We start from the raw sequence: 21,912 nt of genomic DNA on the forward strand, positions 1-21,912 counted from the left end.
GCCGGCCGTCGACCGCCCACGCCACCATGCCCAGCAGCGCCGCGACACCGGCCGCGCCCACGCCCCAGCGCGTGGCCTGCTGCCAGCGCGGCATCGGCGGCAGGGTCGCGTCGTCGCCGTGCGCCGAGCCGAAGACTTCGGCCGCCGCCTTGTCGACGATCGCCGCGTCGATGCGCGGCTGCCCCTGGCCATAGGCCCCCAGCAGCGCGCGGTCGCACAGCAGGTTGATGCGCCGCGGCACGCCGCGCGACAGCTGGAACACGCGGTGCCGTGCCGAGCGGTCGAAGGGCAGCGCGGTGCGCATGCCGGCCACGGCCATGCGGTGGCGGATGTACTGCGAGGTTTCCTTCTCGCTCAACGCCTTCAGGTGGTAGCGCGCGATCACGCGCTGCGCCAGCTGCTCGAGCTGCGGCTGGGCCAGCATGTCGCGCAGCTCGGGCTGGCCGATCAGGATGATCTGCAGCAGCTTGCGCTCGTTGGTCTCGAGGTTGGTCAGCAGGCGCAGCTGTTCCAGCACGTCGGGCGACAGGTTCTGCGCCTCGTCGATGATCAGCACGTTGTTCAGCCCGACCGCGTGGGTGCGCAGCAGGAAGTCGTTCAGCGGATCGAGGTAGTCCTTGACGGTCGGCGCGCCCGGACCCTGGTGCTCGTAGGGGATGCGGAACTCCTCGCACACCGTCTTCAGCAGCTCGAACACCGTGAGCTTGGGGTTGAAGATGTAGGCGACGTTGCAGCGCTTCGGGATCTGCTCGAGGAAGCAGCGGCACACCGTGGTCTTGCCCGCGCCGATCTCGCCGGTCAGCAGCACGAAGCCGCCGCCGCCGCGCACGCCGTACAACAGGTGCGCGAGCGCCTCGCGGTGCCGTTCGCTCATGAACAGGTAGCGCGGATCCGGGGCGATCGAGAAGGGCTCTTGCTTGAGCCCGAAGAATGGCGCGTACATGGGGTGGGATGGATTCGGTCTCGCAGTCTATCGCCGAGCGCCACGCGTCTGACACCGACGGCGCAGATACTGGCGCCGATGCACCCGCCGTTCCCAGCCTGCCTCGTGCTGCCGTTCGCGTTGTCGTTGGCCGCGCTGCCGGCGCATGCGGCCGGTGGGCACTTCGACGTCGACGACGCGACCATTGCCGACCCCGGCCACTGCCAGGTCGAGGCCTGGGTCGCCCGCGCGCCGCGCATCGACGGGCAGTTGCTGCACCTGGGCCCGGCCTGTCGCGCCGGCCCGGTCGAGGTGGGCCTGAACGCCGACCGCGCGCGCGACGACAGCGGCGTGCAGCGCAGCCTGGGCCCGCAGCTGAAATGGGTGGCCGACCCGGCGGCCCAGCGCCTGAGCCTGGGCCTCGTGTGGGGCGCCGGCTGGGATCGCCGGCAGGGCGGGCCGGCCTCGCAGACGCTGTATGCGCCGCTCTCGTGGTGGCCGGCGACGGCGCTGCAGGTGCACCTGAACGCGGGCTGGGACCGGATGCGCGAGGCGGGCACCGCGCGGCGCTGGGGCACGGCAGGCGAATGGGCCGCCAGCGACGCTGCCAGCGTGCTGCTGGAGCACAGCCGGATCGCCGGCGAGCGGGTGTCGCGCGTGGGCGGGCGCTGGAACCTGTCGCCCCGGCTCAGCCTGGACCTGAGCCTGTCGCGCCATCACCCGGCCGAAGCCGCCGGCTACACCGGCGCCACGCTGGGGCTGAACCAGGATTTCGGGAGCTGAGCCTCAGCTCAGATGAACGAGTGGGCGAAGCCCACCAGGGCCATCGCGCCGGTCGCGAGAACCACCAGCACCCAGTTCGGCAGGAAGCCGTGGGGCGCGGGTTGCAGGCGTTGGTGACGTTGTTTGTCAGTCATGTGAACTCCGGTGTGTCCGGATCGCCCCGAAATCCGCCGGAACGACCGCCTGGCGCGGGGTTTCCGGCCAGGTGAGGCTCTCAAAGCGATCTTCGTGCCAGGCGGCGCCCCTCTCGGGGGTTGCCATCCTCAGCGGCAGTTCACCGGCAGGAAGTTCTTCGGCACGTCGGTCTTGTCCAGGCCCTTCACCGTCATCTTGTCCGGCACCGGCGCGTGGCCGCAGACCCAGGACACCGGCACCACCTGCGCATCCTCGACCACCGCCGGGCGCAGCGTCAGCGTCTTGCCCTGGATCGCGCCGTTGGCCTGGTTGCCGAAGGTGATCTGGATCGCGCCCGACTCGATGGCCACCGAGCGCACCAGCGTGCTGACGATCTTGTCGCTGGCCGGCAGCCCGGCGGCGGCGTTGTCGAGCGGCAGCGTCTTGGTGGTGGTCCACGAGGCCGCCACCGGGGCCTTGGCGATCTCGGCCAGCTTGACCGCTTCGACCAGCTGGCCGCGCACCAGGCGCCCCTGCATGCTGGGGATGGCGATGGCCGCGAGGATGGCGACGACGGCCACGACGACCATCAGCTCGATCAGCGTGAAGCCGCGTCGGTGTCTTGCCGGGGGGTGAAAGGGTGCCTGCATGCGTGCCTCGTAGCGTTGCCGGCATTCTGCGTGAAGCCGGGCCGGCCTTGCCCTGCGCGGCGGCTCGGGTTAGAAACGCCAGGTTTCAGCTTCACGCCGGCGTTGCCTGCCGGCGCCCCCCCATGGCCCGATTCGACCCCGACCGGCTCGACCAGCAATACGACAACCGGGCCCGCCATCCCGACCACCCCGAGATCTTCGACCGCTGGGGGCGCGCATCGGCGCTGTCGCGCGACGGGCTGTCGCGGCGCATCGACATCCCGTACGGCAGCGGCCCGCTGGAAACCCTGGACGTCTTTCCGTCGCCGCGCGCCGGCGCGCCGGTGCTGGTGTTCATCCACGGTGGCTGGTGGCGATCGCTGGACAAGTCGCAGCATTCCTTCGTCGCGCCGACCTTCGTGCATGCCGGCGCGATGGTGGTGCTGCCGAACTACGCGCTGTGCCCCGGCACGCCCGAGGCGCCGGTGGGCATCGACACCATCGCGCTGCAGATGGTGAAGGCGCTGGCCTGGGTCTGGCGCAACGCGGCGCTGTACGGCGGCGACCCGAAGCACATCGTGGTCGCCGGGCATTCGGCGGGCGGGCACCTGGCGGCGATGCTGCTGAACTGCGAGTGGGCCCAGGTGGGCGTCGACCTGCCGCCGAACCTGGTGCGCTCGGCGCTCGCGATCTCGGGCGTGTTCGACCTGGAGCCGGTGGGCCGCACGCCCTTCCTGCAGGCCGACCTGCGGCTGACGCCCGAACTGGCCGCCCGGCTGAGCCCGGTCAACCTGCCGGCCCCCAACGGGCTGCTGTGCGCCGCGGTCGGTGCCGACGAGAGCGAGGAGTTCCTGCTGCAGAACGACGCCATCCGCAAGGCCTGGGGCCGCCGCACGGTGCCGGTGTGCGAGCGCATCGCCGACGCGAACCATTTCACCGTGCTGCACGACCTGGCCTCGCCGCAGGGCCGGCTCAACCTGCTGGCGCGGCGGCTCCTCGGGCTGGCCTGAGGGTTGTCACTGACGACCCTGCTCGTTTACCCGCGAAGAACATAGCCGACTGCTATGCGCCACATTGAAGCTTTGTATTGGCAGCCGGCCGGACGCTGCGATACGGTTCGCGGGTCCTCCTGAACGCAGGAGAACGCATCCACTTCATTCACTAGCCAGGAGAGCGCCATGGGATTGAAAGGATCGAAGACCGAGCAGAACCTGAAGGACGCCTTTGCGGGCGAATCCCAGGCCAACCGCCGGTACCTCTACTTCGCCAACAAGGCCGACATCGAAGGCCAGAACGACATCGCGGCGCTGTTCCGCTCGACCGCCGAAGGCGAGACGGGCCATGCCCACGGGCACCTGGAGTTCCTGGAAGCGGTGGGCGACCCGGCCACCGGGCTGCCGATCGGCTCGAGCCGCCAGAACCTGACGGCCGCCGTGGCCGGCGAGACGCACGAGTACACCGACATGTACCCGGGCATGGCACGCCAGGCGCGCACCGACGGCTTCGACGAGATCGCCGACTGGTTCGAGACGCTGGCCAAGGCCGAGCGCTCGCATGCCAATCGCTACCAGAAGGCGCTGGACGCATTGGTGGACTGAATCCGGCCTTCGTTTCCAAGCCGCGGCCGTGCTGCCGCGGCTCGGCCTGACGCCCGAAGAATCAGGAGTCGTCCATGACGCGAGAAGGCAACCTCGAAGCGCCCACACGCCACCCGATCGACTGGAAGAATCCCGAGTTCTACGACGAAGACAAGTGCCTCCACGAGATGGAGCGCATCTTCGACATCTGCCATGGCTGCCGGCGCTGCGTCAGCCTGTGCCAATCCTTCCCGACGCTGTTCGACCTGGTCGACGAAAGCAGTACCCAGGAGGTCGACGGCGTGGCCAAGGTCGACTACTGGAAGGTGGTCGACCAGTGCTACCTGTGCGACCTCTGCTACATGACGAAGTGTCCGTACGTTCCGCCGCACCCGTGGAACCTGGACTTCCCCCACACCATGCTGCGGGCCAAGGCGATCAAGTTCAAGAAGGGCGAGGTCGGCGGCGGCGAGCAGTTCCTCGCGTCGACCGACGTGCACGGCCAGTTCGCCGGCATCCCGGTGGTGGTGCAGGTGGCCAACGCATTGAACAAGACGAAGCCGATGCGCAAGCTGCTCGACAAGACGCTGCACGTGCACCCCGATGCCTGGCTGCCCGAGCTGGCGACGCGCCGCTTCCGCTGGAGCGCCAGCAAGGACGGCGCCGCGACGGTGGTCACCCGCGGCGAGCGCACGCCCGGCAAGGTGGCGATCTTCGCGACCTGCTACGTCAACTACAACGAGCCCGGCATCGGGCACGACCTGCTGAAGGTGCTGGAGCACAACGACATCCCGTACACGCTGGTCGACAAGGAGTCGTGCTGCGGCATGCCCAAGCTGGAGCTGGGCGACCTGGACGCCGTCGCGAAGCACAAGGAAGCCAACATCCCGGTGCTGGCCCGCTACGCGAAGGACGGCTTCGCGATCCTGAGCGCCATCCCCAGCTGCACGCTGATGTTCAAGCAGGAGCTGCCGCTGATGTTCCCGGACGACGCCGACACGCGGCTGGTGCAGCAGGCGATGTTCGACCCGTTCGAGTACCTGATGGCGCGCCACAAGGACGGGCTGCTGAAGACCGACTTCAAGCAGCCGCTGGGCAAGGTGAGCTACCACATCCCCTGCCACGGCCGGGTGCAGAAGATCGGCAAGAAGACCGAGGAGATGCTGAAGCTGATCGGCCAGGCGGTGACGGTGCAGGTCAACACGGTGGAGCGCTGCTCGGGGCACGCCGGCACGTATGGCGTGAAGACGGCCTACCACCCGGTGGCGATGAAGATCGGCAGGCCGGTGTTCAAGGCGATGGCGAACAACGAGCCCGACTACATCAGCTCCGACTGCGCGCTGGCCGGCCACCACATTGCGCAGGGCATGGCGCAGCAGGGCGCGCCGGCGGCGAAACTGCAGCACCCGCTGAGCCTGGTGCGCATCGCCTACGGCCTGTGAAAGGGATTCCATGAGCATCACGAAAGACAGCCTGCTGACGCTGGAGGCCTACGCGAAGATCCGCAAGACCGAGCGGCCCGGGTTCATCGCGCACCGCAAGCTGCGCTCGGTGTCGCTGGGCGAGCACATCACGGTGCAGTTCGAGGACGAGCAGACGATCCGCCGCCAGATCCAGGAGATGCTGCACATCGAGAAGATCTTCGACGAGGCAGGCATCCTGGGCGAGATCGAGGCCTACGCGCCGCTGGTGCCCGACGGCAGCAACTGGAAGGCGACGATGCTGATCGAATACCCCGACGTGCACGAGCGCAAGCGCGAGCTGGCGCGGCTGATCGGCATCGAGGACCGCATGTTCGTCGAGGTCGAGGGCCATGCGCGGGTGTACGCGATCGCCGACGAAGACCTGGACCGCGAGACCGACGAGAAGACCTCGGCGGTGCATTTCCTGCGCTTCGAGTTTCCGACCGCCGCGCGCGAGGCGCTGCGGGCCGGCGCGGCATGCAAGCTGGGGTGCGACCACACGCACTACCCGGCGCACGTCGCGATCAATCCGGAGACCCTGGCCTCTCTGGCGGGCGACTTGCGATAACAGGCCCTCGTGACAGGAGCGGTGCCGGCCACGTGCCGGCATTTTGTTTTTGGCTATCGCAGGTTTAGGAAGCCTCAAACGCGAACGGTTCGCATCGACGCCAGTTCATGCATAGAATGCATCATTCGCGAAGCTTCGATAGCTTCAATCATCCGCAACTCAAGGAGAGATCCCATGAAAACCGTTGGCGACAAGGTCGAAGCGTTCAGCGTCGTGRCTGCCAAGCCCGGCTTCAACCACCACGAAGAGAACGGCGTCTCGGCGTTCGAGACCATCACCGAGAAGAGCTTCCCGGGCAAGTGGAAGATCATCTATTTCTACCCGAAGGACTTCACCTTCGTGTGCCCGACCGAGATCGTCGGCTTCGACAAGCTGTCGGCGCAGTTCGCCGAGCGCGATGCGGTGCTGCTGGGCGGTTCGACCGACAACGAGTTCAGCAAGCTGGGCTGGCGCCGTGAGCACAAGGACCTGAGCAAGCTGGGCCACTACAGCTTCGGCGACGTGACCGGCTCGCTGGTCGACCAGCTGGGCGTGCGCGACAAGGCCGAAGGCGTGGCACTGCGCGCGACCTTCATCGTCGACCCGGACAACACCATCCAGCACGTCAGCGTGAACAACCTGAACGTCGGCCGCAACCCGGAAGAAGTGCTGCGCCTGCTGGACGGCCTGCAGACCGACGAGCTGTGCCCGTGCAACCGCGGTGTCGGCGGCGCGACGCTGTAATCGATCGACCGCAAGACCCGGCCGGGGGCCTTTCGAGGCTCCCTCCTGAAATGCCCGGTCCGCCGGGCATTTTTGTTTCCGCACGACCCGAATCGAGGATGAAGAGATGGACTTTCTGAACAGCATCAAGGAACAGATCCCGGACTGGGCGAAGGACATTCGCCTGAACATCGACGGCGTGATCGCGCGCTCGAGCCTGGCGCCCGAAGACGCGCTGGGCGTCGCGCTGGCCGCCGCCTTCGCGGCGAAGAGCAAGCCGCTGATCGACGTCTTCCAGGCCAACATGCCGGCGGCGGAAGCGAACGCGGCCCTCACCGCGGCGGCGCTGATGGGCATGAACAACGCCTGGTATCCGTTCGTCGAGATGGCCAACGACGAAGAGCTGAAGACGGTGCGCGCCGAGCTGCGCATGAACGCCTACGCCACCAGCGGCGGCGTCGACAAGAAGAAGTTCGAGGCTTACGCGCTGGCCGCGTCGATCGTCGGCAAGTGCCACTTCTGCATCAGCTCGCACTACGCGCTGCTGAAGAAGGAAGGCCTGACGACGCAGCAGCTGCGCGACATCGGCCGCATCGCGGCGGTGGTGAATGCGGCGTCGCAGGTGCTGGTGGCGAAGTAAGGCTTCAGGGCTGCGGCGCGCGGCCGACGCCGAACAGCTCGGCCACCGCCTCGCGGTATTGCGGCTGCCCCAGGTCGTTGGTGCTGTGGTGCGAGCCGCCCTCGACCAGCAGGAAGCGCTTGGGCTCGCGGGCGCGCTCGAACAACGCCCGGCCGAGCGCCGGCTGGATCAGCGTGTCGTTGCTGCCGTGCACCACCAGCAGCGGCGAGCCGATGTCGGCGATGCGCGAGGCGGCGTCGAAGCGCTGCGTGATCAGCGGCCCGACCGGCAGCCAGCCCCAGCGGAATGTCGAGACCACGTCGGGGATCGACGTGAAGCTGCCTTCGACGATCAGGCCGGCTTCGTCGGGCACCTCGGCGGCCAGCTGCACCGCGATCGCGCCGCCCAGCGAATGGCCGAAGATGAAGCGGCGTGACTGCGGGCACTGCTTCGCGAGCCAATCCCACGCCGCATGCGCATCCTCGGTGGCCAGGTCCTGCGACGGCAGCGTGGCGGTGCTGCGGCCGAAGCCGCGGTAGTCGATCGCCAGCACGGCGAAGCCCAGGTCATGCATGCGCCGCATGCGCGACGCGCTGGTTCGCACGTCGAAGCGGGCGCCATGCAGGTAGAGCAGCACCGGTGCCGCCGGGTCGTCCTGGGGCAGCCACAGGCCGTGCAGGCGCACCTGCTGGCCGCGCGATTCGGCGGCCCTGGATTCGTAGCCGATCCAGGCGTCGTCCAGGCCCTCGGCGGCTGCGGCACCGCCATACCAGACGCGGTCGCCGGGCTGGAAGATCCAGGCACGCTGGCGCTCGTCGAGCGTCGCGCAGCCAAGTTGGAAACCGAGCAACAACGCCAGGCCGGCCGCGAACGCGGCCTTGCGGTGCCAGTGGCGGAAGAGCAGGCGCATCGAGGCACGATGTTGACACGCCGCGAACAGGCGACAGCGCCGCTCGGACTCTCGGCGGCTACTTCTTGATGCTGTAGCTGTCGCCGTAGACCTTCCAGTTCAGCGGCGTGTTCAGGCCGAAGTTGCCGTCGCGCAGCCACACGCGCTGGGCGGTGTCGACGCGGCTGGTGTCGGAGTGCGCCTCCTCGGTCTTCATCGCGGCCACGCGGGCATCGAGGAAGGCATTCAGGTAGGTCGTCTCGTCGCCGCCCTGGGCCGGCGTCTTGGCGCGCGACATCGCGGTCTTGCGGATGCCGCCGAAGCTGACGCCGCTGTTGCCCGGGCCGTGCATCACGATCGCGTCGTAGTAGATGAACTGGCCGAGCGCACGCAGGCCGTCGGTCTTGGCTTGCTGCACGGCGGGGTTGAAGTACTGGTCGTCGCGCACCGCGTCCTGCGCCTGCTGGAACACCATGTCGGCGGCGGCGGTCTTCCAGTCGGCCTGGTAGGTCGGGTCCAGCCCGGCGTGCGAGTCGCTGCCGTTGACCTTCTTCAGCGCCGGCAGGTACTTGGCCAGCACGTTGTTCGGCGAGCGCCGGGTGTAGTCCTGCACGACTTCCAGCATGTCGCTGGTGCCCGAGCAGAAGCCGATGATGCCGGCGGTGTAGCCGCGGCCGTCACCGATGTCCTGGATGTAGGCGTATTGCGCGCGCCAGTTCAGCGACGAGTTCTCGGCGCTCGAGACGATCTGCATCGCGATGTCCTTCTTGGCGGCATCGGCGAGGTCGGCGGAGGCGGGCGCAGGAGCGGGAGCCGGAGCCGGAGCCGGCGTGGGGGCTGGGGCTGGTGCGGGCGCAGGCGCCGGTGCCGGTGCGGGAGATGGTGCTGGCGCTGGGGCTGGAGCAGGAACGGGGGCAGGTGCGGGGGCGGGCGGGGTCCCCGAAATCGGGCCGGACGACTCGTCGTCTGAGCTGCCGCCACAGGCGGACAGCGCGGCGCTCAGCATCAGCAGGGCAAGGTGGTGGCGACGGTTCATGGCTGGGCGCGGCAATGGCAAAGGATGGAATCGTTTCCATTCTGAGCGTGCCGCCCGCGTCAGTCTGTGACCAGCTGCAACCCCTTTATGGGCGGCTGTTGCGTGTCGCCCACCACCCTTCCAGGCTGTACACCACCAGCGCCACCCAGATGAAGCCGAACCCCGCCAGCCGTGCCCCGGCGAACGGCTCGCCGAACAGCCACACGCCGAGCCCGAACTGGATCGTCGGCCCGATGTACTGCATCAGCCCGAGCGTCGTCATCGAGATGCGGCGTGCGCCTGCCGCGAACAGCAGCAGCGGGACCGCGGTGATCGGCCCGGCCGCCAGCAGCCACAGGTTGGTCGCGGTGTCCGCCAGCGGGAACGACCCCGTGCCCTGCAGCTGCCAGAACAGCAGCGCGGCGATCGCCAGCGGCGCCAGCAGCATCGCCTCCAGCGCCAGCCCCTCCAGCGGCCCGAGCACCGCCACCTTGCGCAGCAGCCCGTAGCTGCCGAAGCTGGCCGCCAGCACCAGCGCGATCCACGGCAGCTGGCCGGCCTGCACCGTCAGCCACACGACGCCGGCCGTGGCCAGCGCGAGCGCCACCCACTGGCCGCGCCGCGGGCGCTCGTGCAGCACGGTGTAGCCGAGCAGCACGTTGACCAGCGGCGTGATGAAGTAGCCCAGGCTCGCATCGATCACGTGGCCGTGGTTGACCGACCAGATGTAGGTCAGCCAGTTCACCGCCAGCAGCAGCGCACTGGCGGCAAACGCCGCCAGCACGCGCGGGCGGCCCAGCAGCGGCCGCAGCCAGCTCCACTGCCGCCGCACCCCCAGCACGATCAGCACGAAGGCGAGCGACCAGACGATGCGGTGCGCCAGCACCTCGCCGGCCGGCAGCATGGCCAGCCGGCGGAAGAAGAGCGGGAACACGCCCCACAGGGCGAAGGCGAGGGCGGCGCTGAGCATTCCGTAATTCATGCGGTGGATTGTCCGTGCAGCGCGAGCGCGGCATGATGCTCGGCCATGGCCCATGTCGTGTTCACGCAGCAGCTGCGGCGCTTCATCGAGACGCCGGAGCTGGACGTCGACGCGCCCACGCTGCGCGGCGCGCTCGAGCGCGTGTTCGCCGCCCACCCGCGGCTGCGCGGCTACGTGCTCGACGAGCAGGGCCACATGCGGCCCAACGTGGTGGCCTTCGTCGACGGCGTGCGCAGCCACGACCGCATCGCGCTGGCCGACCCGCTGCGCCCGGACAGCCGCATCCACGTGATGCAGGCCTTGTCCGGCGGTTGAAGTTGAACCTGGAGGAGCGTCAGATGACACAGCGCGCCTGGATTGCCACCCGCAAGGGCCTGTTCGAACTGAAGCGCGACGCCGCCGGCTGGCAGGTCGCCCGCAGCAGCTTCCTCGGCGAACCGGTGTCGATGCTGCTGCCGCCCGGCCCCGACGGCCGCATGCTCGCGGCGCTGAACCTGGGCCACTTCGGCGTCAAGCTGCATGCGTCCGATGACCAGGGCGTCACCTGGCACGAGGTCGCCGCGCCGGCCTTCCCCGAGCAGCCGGCCGACGCGACCGGCGTGCCGTGGAAGGTGCAGCAGGTCTGGTCGCTGGAACGCGCGCACGGCACGCTGTGGGCCGGCACCTTGCCGGGTGGCCTGTTCCGCAGCGGCGACGGCGGCGAGAGCTGGCAACTCGTCGACGCCCTGTGGCAGCGCCCCGAACGCGCCGAATGGTTCGGCGGCGGCTACGACGTGCCGGGCATCCACTCGATCTGCGCCCACCCCACGCAGGCCGGCCAGCTGGTGCTGGGCATCAGCTGCGGCGGCGTCTGGGTCACGAACGACGACGGCGCGAGCTGGTCGCTGCAGGCCGACGGCATGCACGCCGCCTACATGCCGCCCGAGCAGGCGGCGTCGCCCAACACGCAGGACCCGCACCGCATCGTGCGCTGCGGCGCGCAGCCGGACGTGCTGTGGACGCAGCACCACAACGGCATCTGGCGCTCCACCGATGCGTCGGCCTCGTGGCAGCAGGTCACCACCGCGCCGCTGTCGGATTTCGGCTTCGCCGTCGCGGTGCACCCGCAGGACGCGCAGACCGCGTGGTTCGTGCCCGGCGTGGCCGACCAGCAGCGCGTGCCGGTGGACGGGGCGCTGGTCGTCAACCGCACGCGCGACGGCGGCGCGAGCTTCGAGACCTTGCGCAGCGGCCTGCCGCAATCGCACTGCTACGACCTGGTCTACCGGCATGGGCTGGACGTGTCGGCCGACGGACGCAGCCTGCTGATGGGCAGCACCACCGGCCACGTGTGGAGCAGCGACGACACCGGCGAGCAGTGGGTGCACCTGCCGGCACAACTGCCGCCGGTCTACGCGCTGCACTTCGGTTGACGAAGCCACCGATACATCGGCTGACATGTTGTGGTGCCGCGCGCACAGCGCGGCCCCTCGATCTGGGGGGAATCGCGTTGCAGTGCATGACAAGTCATGCAGCGCTCCGGACAATCGTGCTGTCGAGGAAACAGCATGCCCACCACCATCACCGTCGGAGCCCGTTCGATTTTCGTCACCGCCACGGCGTGGGTCTTCATGCTGCTGGGCGCGCTGGCCAGCGTGTCGGCGCTGCTGCAGAACGCGATGCTGGTGTCGGGCGGTTTCGATGCCGGCGGCCAGCAGGTGAGCGGCCTGTTCGGCATGCTGATCGCCCACCTGCCGTGGGTGGTCAATGCGGGGCTGGTGATGTCGCTGGCCACGCTGGCCTCGGCGATCGGCCTGCTGCTGCGCTTGGACTGGGCGCGCCGCACCTTCATCGCGCTGCTGCTGCTGGCCATCGTCGCCAACCTGCTGGGTCTGTGGCTGCAGCAGGAGGTGATGCAGTCGGTGGTCGACACGACGCTCAGCACCACGGCGCTGCCGCCGCGGGCCATGGGCGTGTTCGGCGGCTTCGTCACCGCGGCGCGCGTGATGGCGGTGCTGGTGACGCTGGGGGCCTGCGGGTTGCTCGGCTGGATCATCCGCCGGCTGATGTCGGCCAGCGTGCGCCAAGAGTTCGCCTGATCAGAACTCGCCGTCGACGTAGTACCAGCGGCCGTCTTCGCGCACGAAGCGGCTGGTCTCGTGCAGCCGCTGCGCGCGGCCCCCGAGCTTGCTGCGGGCGACGAACTCCACGATCGCATGATCGGCGTCCTGCGCCACGTGCCGGCGCACGTCCAGGCCCAGCCAGCGCAGGCCCGGCGGATCGGGCTCCAGCAGGGCCGGCCGCGTGCTCGCGTGCCAGGTCGCGAGCAGGTAGTCCGGCAGGCCGTTGACGAAGGCGCTGTAGCGCGAGCGCATCAAGGCCTCGGCATCGGACGCCAGCAGGTGCAGCGGGCCGGCGTGGTAGCGGCCGCAGCAGTCGGCGTAGGGATGGGGCAGGCCGCACGGGCAGGTCATGTCAGTTCGAGGCTCCAGGTTTCCCCAACCAGATCGTGCCCGAAACTGCGGTGCGGTTCGCTCGCCACCAACCGGTAGCCCGCCGACGCATAGATGCCGCGCGCCGCCAGCAGGTTGGCGTTGGTCCACAGCGTGATGCGCCGGTAGCCGGCCTGGCGCGCGAAGCGCTCGCATTCGGTGACCAGCCGGCGCCCCAGCCCCAGCCCGCGCGCCGACGGCTCGACCAGCAGCATGCGCAGCTGCGCGATGCCCTCGACCGGCTGCTGCGTGGCCTCGTCGCGCGCCTGCACCAGGAACACGCAGCCGAGGTTGGCACCGTCGCGCTCGGCGATCCAGCAGGCTTCGCGCGCCGCGTCGAAGCGTTCGATGAAGTCGGCCGCGATGCGCGCGACCAGCGCCTCGAAGCGCATGTCCCAGCGGTACTCGTCGGCATACAGCGCGCCGTGGCGGGCGACCACCCAGCCGAGGTCGCCGGGCCGGTGCGCGCGCAGCAGGTAGGGCTGGCGCGCCTGGCGGGCCGGGTCGTCGTCGAGCAGGCGCTGCAGCGTGTCCATCGCCTGCAGCAGCTGCTGCTGCGATTGCTCGTTCAGCCCGTCCAGCAGCGCCTGCACCTGGCGCTGCGAGCCGGTGTCCAGCGGCGCGAACGCGGCGCGGCCGGCGTCGGTCAGCGACAGCTGCGACTGGCGCGCATCGCTGGCCGACGGCGTGCCCTGGATCAGCCCGCGTTCGCGCAGGCTGCGCAGCAGCCGGCTCAGGTAGCCGGGATCGAGGTCGAGGGCGCGCGCCAGCTCGCTGGCCGTGGCGTGCGGGCGGTGCGCGAACTCCCAGAGCAGCCGCGATTCGGTCAGCGTGAAGCCGCTGTCGACCAGGCCTTCCTGCAGCACGCCGATGCGCCGCGTGTAGAAGCGGTTGAAGGCCCGCACGGCATCGGCACGGCGGCGGGTGTCTGTCGATGGGCTCATGTCCCGCATGCTGCAGCAATTGATTGCCAAAAGCAACTATTGGATTGCTAAAAGCTCATTCAAACGCACTTGTAACGCCTTGGGCAGGGAAAAGAACAGGCCTCTATACTGGATGCTCATACAGTAGTCGCCATGCCATTCGCCGCCATCTCTTCCCCTGCCACCCGCCGCGCTCCGCTGCCCGAGAGCCTGCACACCCGTGTGTGGCGCGGCCACCAGATGGGTCGCAGCCTCGAGCAGGCGCTGCCCACCGGGTTCCCTCTGCTCGATGCCCAGCTGCCTGGCGGTGGCTGGCCGCGTCGCGCGCTCACCGAACTGCTGCTGCCGCACCCGGGCCTGGGCGAGATCCGCCTGCTGGCGCCCGGCCTCGCGGCCACGCAGCGGGCCGGCCGGCTGGTGATGCTGTTCGATCCGCCGGCCGCCTTGTCGGCCTGGGCGCTGCTGCAGATGGGGTTGGATGCCGAGCAACTGCTGGTGATCGACACCGGCACGCAGGGCATCCCGGGCATCGACGGCCGTCCGCACGAGGCTGGCGTCGATGCCCGGCTGTGGGCGCTGGAGCAGGCCCTGCACAGCGGCCACGTCGGCGCGGTGCTGGCCTGGCTGCCGCCGCGGCTGCGTGCCGAGCGGCTGCGCCGGCTGCAGGTGGCCGCGCATGCGCACGACGGCCCGGCCTTCGTGCTGCGCGAAGTGGCAGTGCAGCAGCAGGCCAGCCCCGCGCCATTGCGGCTCGCGCTGCGCGCCGGCGGCGCCGACCAGCTGGCGCTGCGCGTGCTGAAGCGCCGCGGCCCGCCGCTCGCGCACGAACTGTTGCTGGCGCTGCCGCCGGTGCTGTCGGCGACTTCGGCCCGCAAGGCGCGCGAGCTGGCGGTGCAGCCGCCGGTCGCTGCGCAGCCGCTGCGCGCCGCGACCTTCGTCAACCTCGCCTGACCTGTCCATGGGCACGCGATGCTCTGGATCGGTCTTCACCTGCCGTTGCTGTCGCTGGAGTCCTTCCTGGCGACGCTGCCGGCGCAGCACGCCGGGCAGCCGGTCGCGCTGGTCGAGGCGCACCAGGTCGTGCATGCCTGTGCCCGGGCGCAGGCGCTGGGCGTCAAGCCCGGGCTGAAGCGCGCGACCGCGCTGGCGCTGGCGCCGCAGCTGCTGCTGGGCCAGGCCGATGCGCTGCGCGATGCGCAGGCACTGACGGGCATCGCACACGCGGCGCTGGCGTTCTCGCCGGCGGTGTGCCTGTCGGCGCCGCAGGGCGTGCTGGTCGAGGTCGAGGCCAGCCTGCGCTATTTCGGCGGGCGCGAGGCGTTGCTGCAGCGGCTGCGCGACGCGCTGCAGCCGCTGGGCCACCAGGTGCACTGCGTCAGCACGCCGACCGCGCAGGGGTCGGCGCTGCTGGCGCGCGTGCACGACGGGCTGCATTGCGCCGATGCCGCCGCGCTGCAGCGCGCCCTCGATGCCGCGCCGGTGTGGCTGCTCGGGCCGGGGCACGAGCATTGGGATGCGCTGCAGGGCATGGGGCTGAACACGCTGGGCGACCTGCGCAGCCTGCCGCGCGCCGGGCTGGCGCGGCGCTTCGGCGAGTCCTTGCTGCACGAGTTCGATGCCGCGCTCGGCCACCGGCCCGACCCCCGCGTGGCGGTTGAGCTGCCGGCGCGCTTCCACAGCGAGCTCGAGCTGTTCGCGCGGGCCGACACCACCGAGCAGGTGATGCACGGCTCGCAGGTGCTGCTGTCGCGGCTGGTCGCGTGGCTGTCGGCCCAGCATGCCTTCGTGCGCCGCTTCAGCCTGCAGATGAAGCACGAGCCGCGCTGGCGGCGCGATGCGCAGACGCCGCAGCACACCACGCTCGAACTCGCGCTGGCCGAGCCGTCGCGCGATGCGAAGCACCTGGCGGCGCTGCTGCGCGAGCGGCTGTCGCAGCTGCAGCTGGCCGCGCCGACGCTGGAACTGGCGCTGCGAGCCAGCGACATCGCGCGCAAGCCGCCGCCGAATGCCGAGCTGTTCCCGACGCCGCGCAGCGAGCAGGAAGGCCTGACGCGGCTGCTCGAACGCCTGCAGGCGCGGCTCGGCCGCGAGCGGGTGCAGCGCGTGCTGCCGGTGCAGGACCACCGGCCCGAGCGCGGCAGCCTGGTGTGCGCGGCCCGTTCGGAGGGTGCGGCGCAGAGCGGGCCTGCCGTACCGCGCTTGCGTTCCACCGAACTGCCTCTGCAGGCAGGGGCGTCACGCCCGGTGTGGCTTCTGCCGCAGGCGCTTCCCTTGGGGGAGCGACAGTCGCAACCCTTGCTCGACGGCCAGCCGCTGCAACTGCTGGCCGGGCCGGAACGCATCGAGGCCGGCTGGTGGGATGGCGATGGGATCGAGCGTGACTACTTCATCGCACAGACGGCCGAAGGAGCCCTGGTGTGGCTGTATCGAGCCCGGCTGCCGTTCTCGGACCAATCTGAAGGCGAGGGCTGGTTCCTGCAGGGACGTTACGGCTGATCAGTGGAGGTGAAGCGCCGTGAGGGTATCGCCCGCGAGCTGCCGTGCCCGGCTGCAGCGTTCGGCAACCTGCGGCCAGTTGGCGGTGATTCGGAGTGCTGCCCGCAGCACATCGGCCCGCGTCTTCCGAAAGCGCTGCCTGAGAGGCAATTGCGCAAGTTGCACCTCGATGTCGAGGCGGCATTCGAGGTCTGCCAGCAAGGGATGGCCAGCCGGCAAGGTTGCCGCCGCGATCCAGCTGCCCGTGTTCATGGCCGGCAGCCACACGATGCACGTCGGCCCGGGCCAGGCTGGATGGAGCCAACTCAGCAGCACGGCGTGCAGTGCGCTCGCAGCAGCTGTCTCCGGAGGGCACGGATTCGCGCAAGGCAGCCCGAGCCAGTGGACTTCGATCTGGTCATCGCCGAATCCCACGCCCGCATACGAGAAACCGGCGACATCCGCATCCAGGTGCAGCACGATGGCGTCGAAGCCGGCCAGCGTCGGATCCTCGCTCAGCGGCCCGTGGTGCCGCTTCGCGACATCCTTGCACCACTTCAGCACGCCGCCCCAGCCGCCTCCGAACTTTGGCTGGGTAATTTCGGGTTGCAACTGGATCAACTCGAAGGTGCGAGGACTCAGGATGGCGTCCAGCGCCGCCTTCAGAACTTCCCGCTCTGTCGGGCCCTCTGCCACCAGGGCGATACGCAGGTCAGACATTCGGGACCGCCCCCAGATGCCCCATCGGCCACAGCCGCGACAGCGGGTACTGCTGGTTGAGTGCCGCCAGCTCGGGCGTCATTGCAATGCGATGGACGCTGGTGTGGCCGAGGTTGTTTCGCCCGATGGCAAACAGGCGGATGTCATCGTTGGCCAGGTCGAGCCCGTCCAGCACCGCGGGATTGTGGGCAGTGAACAGGAGTTGCCGCGCTGGAGCTTGCGGCCCAGGGCGCGACTGTCCATGTGTGAGCCAGCCATGCAGTCGCTGCACCAGTGCCGTGACGAGTCGCGGGTTCAATGCCTGGTCGAGGTTGTCGATGGCCAGCACCTGCGGGCTGCGCTCCGCGAGGCACAAGGCGGCACAGTACAGCACGTACAGCGCGCCTTCGCTGGCGTCATAGGCCGTCAGCTCATTCCGGCTGGGCGCCATGTAGCGGTCGGTGAACTTCAGCACCGTCTGTGACCGAGGCACCGACGGCGACAGCAAGGTCTGGGCGCTGCGCGTGATGTTGACGTCCGAGGCCCAGTCCAGCATGCCCAGCAGGTCATCCAGCAGGCCGGAGTCGTCTGCCAGTGCCGAATGCCGGAGATCGTCCACGGCCTCGGCCAATCGGCCGCCCGACAGGCCGACCGGTTCGCGGGTCTGCTGGTCCGGCACCATCCCGCGCAGGGTCGGCGTGTTGGGGCAATAGATGGCGTACTGCTGAAGCTCGGCCAGCAGGGCGGCCGCGGCGCTGGCCGGCTCCATCTCGACCATGCGCAGCGCCGCCAGGCCGGACTTCGGATTGAGGTTGCGCTTGTTGCGGACACCGTCGGAGACGATCACGTCTGCGCCTTGTTCGAGGCGTTCCGTCTTGAACGTCCAGGCCGGTTCCGGAGACTCCAGCGGGTTCAGCAGCGAGACGCGGTACACGGCGCCCCGATCCGATGCAGCCTCGATGCCGATGTGCGGCTGCACGGGAGTGCCGCGGAACGAACTCTTGTACAGGCGAGGCAACCCCGCCCGTACGCCGCGACGCAGCAAGGCTTCGTCGTCCACGGTGCCGTTCGCGGCAGCTCCCAGGACGCCGACGGCTTCAAGGATGTTGCTCTTGCCGACACCGTTGGCGCCGATGAAGCAATTGACCGTTCCCAGCTCCAGACCCGACTCGCCGAGATCGTGGATCGACTTGAAGCCGTTGATCTTGATCGTCTTGATCATCCTTGTACTCCGGGCTACCTCTGCCTCAGGTTCAAGCGCAGCAGGTTGCTGCGCTGCCACGCTTCGACCTCCTCGTTCAGCAGGAACAGCGTGCGCGGATGCGTCTGCGCCCAGCCTTCGCCGAAGGCGAGCGTGGCCTGCCGGCCCTGCAACTGCAGCTGCAGCGCCGCGGTGTCGACCGCGCCGCGCGCATGGCACTTGATGATCGCCAGCCGCAGGCACAGCACCTGCAGCGCGAAGTCCTCGTTCTCCAGCTGCGGCTCCACCTTGCGCAGGCCGCCGCGCTGCGCCAGCACCAGCTCGGCCAGCCGCCGCTGCTGCGATTGCGAGAAGCCCGCGGCGTCGACATTGCCCAGCACGTAGGCGCTGTGCCGGTGGTGGTCGTGGTGCGAGATCATCATGCCCATCTCGTGCAGCGCGCAGGCCCAGCGCAGCTCGCGCAGCTGGGTCGTGCTGCGCTGCGGCGCCGCGCCGGCATGCAGTGCATCGGCGATGCTCGCGACGCGCTCGGCCTGGCCGATGTCGACCTCGAAGCGCCGCTGCAGCTCGCGCACCGACGCGTCGCGCATGTCGTGGCCTTCGCTGCTGCGCGTCTCGGCATGCAGCCGCTCGTCGAGGTCGAAGATGACGCCCTGGCGCAGCGCGCCGCGCGCCGGCTGCAGCACGTCGATGCCGAAGTGCGTGGCCAGCGTGTACAGGATGGCCAGGCCGCCGGCGATCACCGCGCGGCGGTCTTCCTTCAGCCCGGGCAGGCTCAGCTTGTCGATGCGGCCGGCCTTCAGGCACTGCTCGATGCACCAGCGCAGGCCGTCGGGCGTGATCGCGCCATCGCTGATGCCGCTGGCCTGCAGCAGCTGCGACACCGCGCCGGCGGTGCCCGACGAGCCCAGCGCCTCGCGCCAGTGCTGCGGCGCGAACGGCGCCAGCGCTTCTTCCAGCTCGGCACCGGCCGCCACCTGCGCGGCGCGGAACGCGGCCTCGCTGAAGCGGCCGTCGGCGAAATAGCGCATCGACAGGCTGACGCTGCCGACCTGGAACGACTCGGCGCGCAGCGGCGTGCGACCCTGGCCGAGGATCATCTCGGTCGAGCGCCCGCCGATGTCGATCACCAGCCGCGGCTCTTCGGACGGCTGCAGGCGCGCGACGCCGGCATAGATCAGCCGCGCTTCCTCGCGGCCCGAGATCACCTCGATCGGCAGGCCGAGCACGCTTTGCGCGCGCACCAGGAAGGCATCGCGGTTGCGCGCTTCGCGCAGCGTCTGCGTCGCCACCGCGCGCACCTGGCCGGGCACATAGCCCTGCAGCCGCTGCGCGAAGCGGCCCAGGCAGGCCAGGCCGCGCAGCGTCGCGTCCTCGGTCAGCAGGCCGGATTTGTCGAGGCCGCCACCCAGCCGGACAGTCTCTTTCAGGTAGTCGATGCGCTTGTAGCGGCCGGGGCTCAGTTCGCCGATCTCGAGGCGAAAACTGTTCGAGCCCATGTCGATGGCCGCAAGGTGGTCGGGGAATCGGCTGGTCATGCGGGCGATTCTCTCCGTGTTTTGCATGCAGACCCCGTTGTGGCCAGGGGCGGCAACGAGAAAATAGAATCGCGGCGATCTCCACCCGACCCGGACAGCGCGATGCCGATCACCGAACCCGATGTGCAGGCCCCCGTCGTCGCGCGGGGCGGCGTTGGCCAGGGCTATGCGGCCTCGGTGCAGCCGATCACCGCCCATGCGGTCGCCACCGATGCGCACGGGCTGACGGCCGGCGCGGTGACGATCCCGGTCGGCGGCTTCCAGATGCCGGCCTACCGCGCGATGCCGGCCGGGCGCAGCGGGCTGCCGGTGGTCATCGTGGTGTGCGAGATCTTCGGCGTGCACGAGCACATCGCCGATGTCGCGCGCCGCTTCGCGAAGCAGGGCTACTTGGCGATCGCGCCCGAGCTGTTCGTGCGCCAGGGCGATGCGTCGGCCTACACCGACACGGCGGTGCTGTTCGCCGAGCTGATCAGCAAAGTGCCCGACGCGCAGGTGCTGAACGACCTGGACGCCACCGTCAGCTGGGCGGCCACGCAGGGCGGCGACGTGTCGCGGCTGGGCGTCACCGGTTTCTGCTGGGGCGGGCGCGTCACCTGGCTGTTCGATGCGCACAACGCGGCGGTGAAGGCGGGCGTCGCCTGGTACGGCAAGCTCGCGTCGCCGGCCACCGAGCTGCAGCCGCGCCGCCCGGTCGACGTGGCCGGCCGGCTGCACGGGCCGGTGCTGGGGCTGTACGGCGAGGCCGACGCCAGCATCCCGCTTGACACGATTGATAAGATGAAATCAGCCCTGGCGGCCGGTGGCCCGGCGTCCCGGGCGTCCGAGTTCGTGATCTACCCCGACGCGCCGCATGCCTTCCACGCCGACTACCGCGCCAGCTATCGCCAGGGCGCGGCCGAGGATGGCTGGCGGCGTTGCCTCGACTGGTTCAAGGCCCACGGCGTGGCCTGAAGCCCGCTGCGTTTCCTGCCCAGCCGCGCGTCGCGCGGCTTTTTGTTGGACCGAGTCCCCATGACCCTCCTGTATATCGTGCTCGCGACCTTTGCCGGCGGGCTGCTGTCGGTGCTGCTGGCCGCCAGCCTGACGATCAACGTGCTCGGCCGCATCGTGCACCACCTGGTCAGCCTGTCGGCGGGCGTGCTGCTCGGCACCGCGCTGCTGAACATCCTGCCGGAGGCCTTCGAGAGCAAGGCCAGCCCGCAGAGCCTGTTCATGACGCTGCTGGCCGGGCTGCTGTTCTTCTTCCTGCTCGAGAAGGCCGAGCTGTACCGCCACGGCCACCACCACGAAGGGGACGAGCACCACCACCACCACGGCTTCGACAAGCACCAGGCCGGCCGCGGCGGCTGGACGGTGCTGCTGGGCGACAGCATCCACAACTTCTGCGACGGCATCATCATCGCGGCCGCCTTCCTGACCGACACGCGGCTGGGCACGTTCACCGCGCTGGCCATCATCGCGCACGAGATCCCGCAGGAGGTGGGTGACTACATCGTGCTGCTGAACGCCGGGTTGTCGCGCGGCAAGGCGCTGCTCTACAACGCGGTGTCGGGGATGGCGGCGGTGGTCGGCGGGGTGGTGGGCTACGTGGTGGTCGGGCCGTGGGAAGCGCTGTTCCCGTACCTGCTGGTGATCGCGTCGAGCAGCTTCATCTACGTGGCAGTGGCCGACCTGATCCCGCAGTTGCAGCACCGGCTGTCGGCCAAGGACACGGCGGCGCAGCTGGCCTGGCTGGCAGTCGGGCTGGCCATCGTGATCTTCGTGGCGAGCCACGCGCACCATCATTGAATGCGTCCCGGATTGGCATCCGGGCTACGAAAACGGGTAACCCGGATGCCAATCCGGGGCCGCATCGCGCCTACCTCACGACCAGCACGGGCACCTTGCTGTGCGTCAGCACCTTCTGCGTCTCGCTCCCCAGCAGCAGCGCACTGACCCCGCGCCGCCCGTGCGAGGCCATCACGATCAGGTCGCACTCCTGGCGGCGTGCGTGCTCGATGATGGCTTCCCACGGATGCAGCGCCTCCAGCGTGTGCGCTTCGCAGGGCACGCCCATCGCCACGCAGTCGTCGCGCACCGCCTTCACCCGCGTCGACGCGATGCGCTCCTGCGCGTCGAAGAACTCCTGCGGCGGCGTCGGCTGCATCTCCGAGATCGCGCTGTACGGGAAAGGCTCCTTCACGCTCACGGTGTAGACCCGCGCGTTGACCGACTTCGCCAGCGCGATGGCCGTGTCGGTCGCCTTCTTCGTGATGTCCGAACCGTCGGTCGGTACCAGGATGCGATGGAACATGGTCATCTCCTTGGAGTGGAAACACCCGTAGGACCTGCGGGCCCCG

The 21,912-nt window shown here is 69.6% G+C and carries 26 protein-coding genes; 14 read left to right on the forward strand and 12 right to left on the reverse strand.

The genetic code is table 11. From position 1 onward, the window contains the following. Positions 1-943, reverse strand: a 943-nt coding sequence (locus tag AC1DYN_RS22245; RefSeq protein ID WP_477963292.1) for an ExeA family protein, incomplete at its 3' end; no start/stop codon positions are given. A gap of 78 nt (positions 944-1,021) precedes the next feature. Here AC1DYN_RS22245 and AC1DYN_RS22250 point away from each other — a divergent pair. After that, positions 1,022-1,705, forward strand: coding sequence for a PA4824 family protein (locus AC1DYN_RS22250; protein WP_477963293.1), 684 nt, complete (start codon positions 1,022-1,024; stop codon positions 1,703-1,705). 8 nt (positions 1,706-1,713) lie between these two features. Here AC1DYN_RS22250 and AC1DYN_RS22255 read toward each other — a convergent pair whose 3' ends face one another. Both AC1DYN_RS22255 and AC1DYN_RS22260 read right to left on the reverse strand, forming a co-directional pair. Further along, positions 1,714-1,839, reverse strand: coding sequence for a hypothetical protein (locus AC1DYN_RS22255; protein ID WP_477963294.1), 126 nt, complete (start codon positions 1,837-1,839; stop codon positions 1,714-1,716). Between the two features lie 129 nt (positions 1,840-1,968). Further along, complete coding sequence (locus AC1DYN_RS22260; protein ID WP_477963295.1) at positions 1,969-2,469, reverse strand: pilin; 501 nt, start codon at positions 2,467-2,469, stop codon at positions 1,969-1,971. Between the two features lie 122 nt (positions 2,470-2,591). Between AC1DYN_RS22260 and AC1DYN_RS22265 the strand changes: the two genes are divergently transcribed. The 6 genes from AC1DYN_RS22265 to AC1DYN_RS22290 all read left to right on the forward strand — a co-directional run bounded on the left by AC1DYN_RS22265 (position 2,592) and on the right by AC1DYN_RS22290 (position 7,398). Continuing rightward, positions 2,592-3,458 carry an alpha/beta hydrolase gene (locus AC1DYN_RS22265; protein WP_477963296.1) on the forward strand — a complete coding sequence of 289 codons (867 nt, stop codon included), beginning with the start codon at positions 2,592-2,594 and terminating at the stop codon, positions 3,456-3,458. 168 nt (positions 3,459-3,626) lie between these two features. After that, positions 3,627-4,046 (forward strand): rubrerythrin family protein, encoded by a 420-nt coding sequence (locus tag AC1DYN_RS22270; protein ID WP_477963297.1) that lies wholly within the window; start codon positions 3,627-3,629, stop codon positions 4,044-4,046. Positions 4,047-4,120: 74 nt separating this feature from the next. Continuing rightward, positions 4,121-5,467, forward strand: coding sequence for a (Fe-S)-binding protein (locus tag AC1DYN_RS22275; protein WP_477963298.1), 1,347 nt, complete (start codon positions 4,121-4,123; stop codon positions 5,465-5,467). Positions 5,468-5,477: 10 nt separating this feature from the next. Further along, positions 5,478-6,056, forward strand: coding sequence for a DUF3501 family protein (locus tag AC1DYN_RS22280; protein WP_477963299.1), 579 nt, complete (start codon positions 5,478-5,480; stop codon positions 6,054-6,056). Positions 6,057-6,230: 174 nt separating this feature from the next. Beyond that, positions 6,231-6,779 (forward strand): peroxiredoxin, encoded by a 549-nt coding sequence (locus AC1DYN_RS22285; protein WP_477963300.1) that lies wholly within the window; start codon positions 6,231-6,233, stop codon positions 6,777-6,779. 106 nt (positions 6,780-6,885) lie between these two features. Continuing rightward, the gene (locus tag AC1DYN_RS22290) at positions 6,886-7,398 is read left to right on the forward strand and encodes a carboxymuconolactone decarboxylase family protein (RefSeq protein WP_477963301.1); all 513 of its coding nucleotides are present in this window, start codon (positions 6,886-6,888) and stop codon (positions 7,396-7,398) included. A 4-nt stretch (positions 7,399-7,402) separates the two neighbouring features. On the opposite strand, the gene AC1DYN_RS22295 is transcribed toward AC1DYN_RS22290, so the two are convergent. The 3 genes from AC1DYN_RS22295 to rarD all read right to left on the reverse strand — a co-directional run bounded on the left by AC1DYN_RS22295 (position 7,403) and on the right by rarD (position 10,263). Then, positions 7,403-8,287: an alpha/beta hydrolase gene (locus tag AC1DYN_RS22295; protein ID WP_477963302.1), complete on the reverse strand. Its 885-nt coding sequence runs from the start codon at positions 8,285-8,287 to the stop codon at positions 7,403-7,405. A gap of 58 nt (positions 8,288-8,345) precedes the next feature. Next, a complete protein-coding gene (locus tag AC1DYN_RS22300) occupies positions 8,346-9,020 on the reverse strand; it encodes a chitosanase (protein ID WP_477963303.1) in 675 nt (224 codons plus the stop codon). 367 nt (positions 9,021-9,387) lie between these two features. Then, entirely contained in the window at positions 9,388-10,263 is an 876-nt protein-coding gene (rarD, locus tag AC1DYN_RS22305; protein ID WP_477963304.1) for an EamA family transporter RarD, read from the reverse strand. 45 nt (positions 10,264-10,308) lie between these two features. Between rarD and AC1DYN_RS22310 the strand changes: the two genes are divergently transcribed. From AC1DYN_RS22310 to AC1DYN_RS22320, 3 genes are all read left to right on the forward strand, one after another. After that, complete coding sequence (locus tag AC1DYN_RS22310; RefSeq protein ID WP_477963305.1) at positions 10,309-10,578, forward strand: MoaD/ThiS family protein; 270 nt, start codon at positions 10,309-10,311, stop codon at positions 10,576-10,578. 23 nt (positions 10,579-10,601) lie between these two features. Beyond that, on the forward strand, positions 10,602-11,675 hold the full coding sequence (locus AC1DYN_RS22315; RefSeq protein WP_477963306.1) for a WD40/YVTN/BNR-like repeat-containing protein: 1,074 nt from the start codon (positions 10,602-10,604) through the stop codon (positions 11,673-11,675). 135 nt (positions 11,676-11,810) lie between these two features. Next, positions 11,811-12,341, forward strand: coding sequence for a hypothetical protein (locus AC1DYN_RS22320; RefSeq protein WP_477963307.1), 531 nt, complete (start codon positions 11,811-11,813; stop codon positions 12,339-12,341). Here AC1DYN_RS22320 and AC1DYN_RS22325 read toward each other — a convergent pair whose 3' ends face one another. Both AC1DYN_RS22325 and AC1DYN_RS22330 read right to left on the reverse strand, forming a co-directional pair. Continuing rightward, on the reverse strand, positions 12,342-12,716 hold the full coding sequence (locus AC1DYN_RS22325) for a YchJ family protein (protein ID WP_477963308.1): 375 nt from the start codon (positions 12,714-12,716) through the stop codon (positions 12,342-12,344). Next, complete coding sequence (locus tag AC1DYN_RS22330) at positions 12,713-13,678, reverse strand: bifunctional helix-turn-helix transcriptional regulator/GNAT family N-acetyltransferase (RefSeq protein ID WP_477963309.1); 966 nt, start codon at positions 13,676-13,678, stop codon at positions 12,713-12,715. Before AC1DYN_RS22330 ends, AC1DYN_RS22325 begins: the two co-directional genes overlap by 4 nt. A 132-nt stretch (positions 13,679-13,810) precedes the next feature. Between AC1DYN_RS22330 and imuA the strand changes: the two genes are divergently transcribed. Together imuA and AC1DYN_RS22340 are read left to right on the forward strand one after the other, a co-directional pair. Then, the gene (imuA, locus tag AC1DYN_RS22335) at positions 13,811-14,608 is read left to right on the forward strand and encodes a translesion DNA synthesis-associated protein ImuA (protein ID WP_477963310.1); all 798 of its coding nucleotides are present in this window, start codon (positions 13,811-13,813) and stop codon (positions 14,606-14,608) included. 18 nt (positions 14,609-14,626) lie between these two features. Then, positions 14,627-16,153, forward strand: a complete 1,527-nt coding sequence (locus tag AC1DYN_RS22340) for a Y-family DNA polymerase (protein ID WP_477963311.1) — start codon at positions 14,627-14,629, stop codon at positions 16,151-16,153. On the opposite strand, the gene AC1DYN_RS22345 is transcribed toward AC1DYN_RS22340, so the two are convergent. Genes AC1DYN_RS22345 through AC1DYN_RS22355 form a run of 3 tightly spaced genes read right to left on the reverse strand, consistent with a single transcriptional unit; the run spans position 16,154 to position 19,570 of the window. Continuing rightward, entirely contained in the window at positions 16,154-16,852 is a 699-nt protein-coding gene (locus tag AC1DYN_RS22345) for a hypothetical protein (RefSeq protein WP_477963312.1), read from the reverse strand. It abuts the gene before it with no gap. Then, positions 16,845-18,053 carry an AAA family ATPase gene (locus tag AC1DYN_RS22350; RefSeq protein WP_477963313.1) on the reverse strand — a complete coding sequence of 403 codons (1,209 nt, stop codon included), beginning with the start codon at positions 18,051-18,053 and terminating at the stop codon, positions 16,845-16,847. The genes AC1DYN_RS22345 and AC1DYN_RS22350 overlap by 8 nt, the downstream gene beginning before the upstream one ends. 14 nt (positions 18,054-18,067) lie before the next feature. Further along, a complete protein-coding gene (locus tag AC1DYN_RS22355) occupies positions 18,068-19,570 on the reverse strand; it encodes a Ppx/GppA phosphatase family protein (RefSeq protein WP_477963314.1) in 1,503 nt (500 codons plus the stop codon). 102 nt (positions 19,571-19,672) lie between these two features. On the opposite strand from AC1DYN_RS22355, the gene AC1DYN_RS22360 reads away from it, so the two are divergent. Together AC1DYN_RS22360 and AC1DYN_RS22365 are read left to right on the forward strand one after the other, a co-directional pair. Continuing rightward, positions 19,673-20,524, forward strand: coding sequence for a dienelactone hydrolase family protein (locus AC1DYN_RS22360; protein WP_477963315.1), 852 nt, complete (start codon positions 19,673-19,675; stop codon positions 20,522-20,524). 60 nt (positions 20,525-20,584) lie between these two features. Continuing rightward, entirely contained in the window at positions 20,585-21,361 is a 777-nt protein-coding gene (locus AC1DYN_RS22365) for a ZIP family metal transporter (RefSeq protein WP_477963316.1), read from the forward strand. A gap of 70 nt (positions 21,362-21,431) precedes the next feature. On the opposite strand, the gene AC1DYN_RS22370 is transcribed toward AC1DYN_RS22365, so the two are convergent. Next, a complete protein-coding gene (locus AC1DYN_RS22370) occupies positions 21,432-21,866 on the reverse strand; it encodes a universal stress protein (protein ID WP_477963317.1) in 435 nt (144 codons plus the stop codon). Positions 21,867-21,912: the final 46 nt, after the last annotated feature.

It is taken from the genome of Rhizobacter sp. P2_D12, from assembly GCF_056404395.1.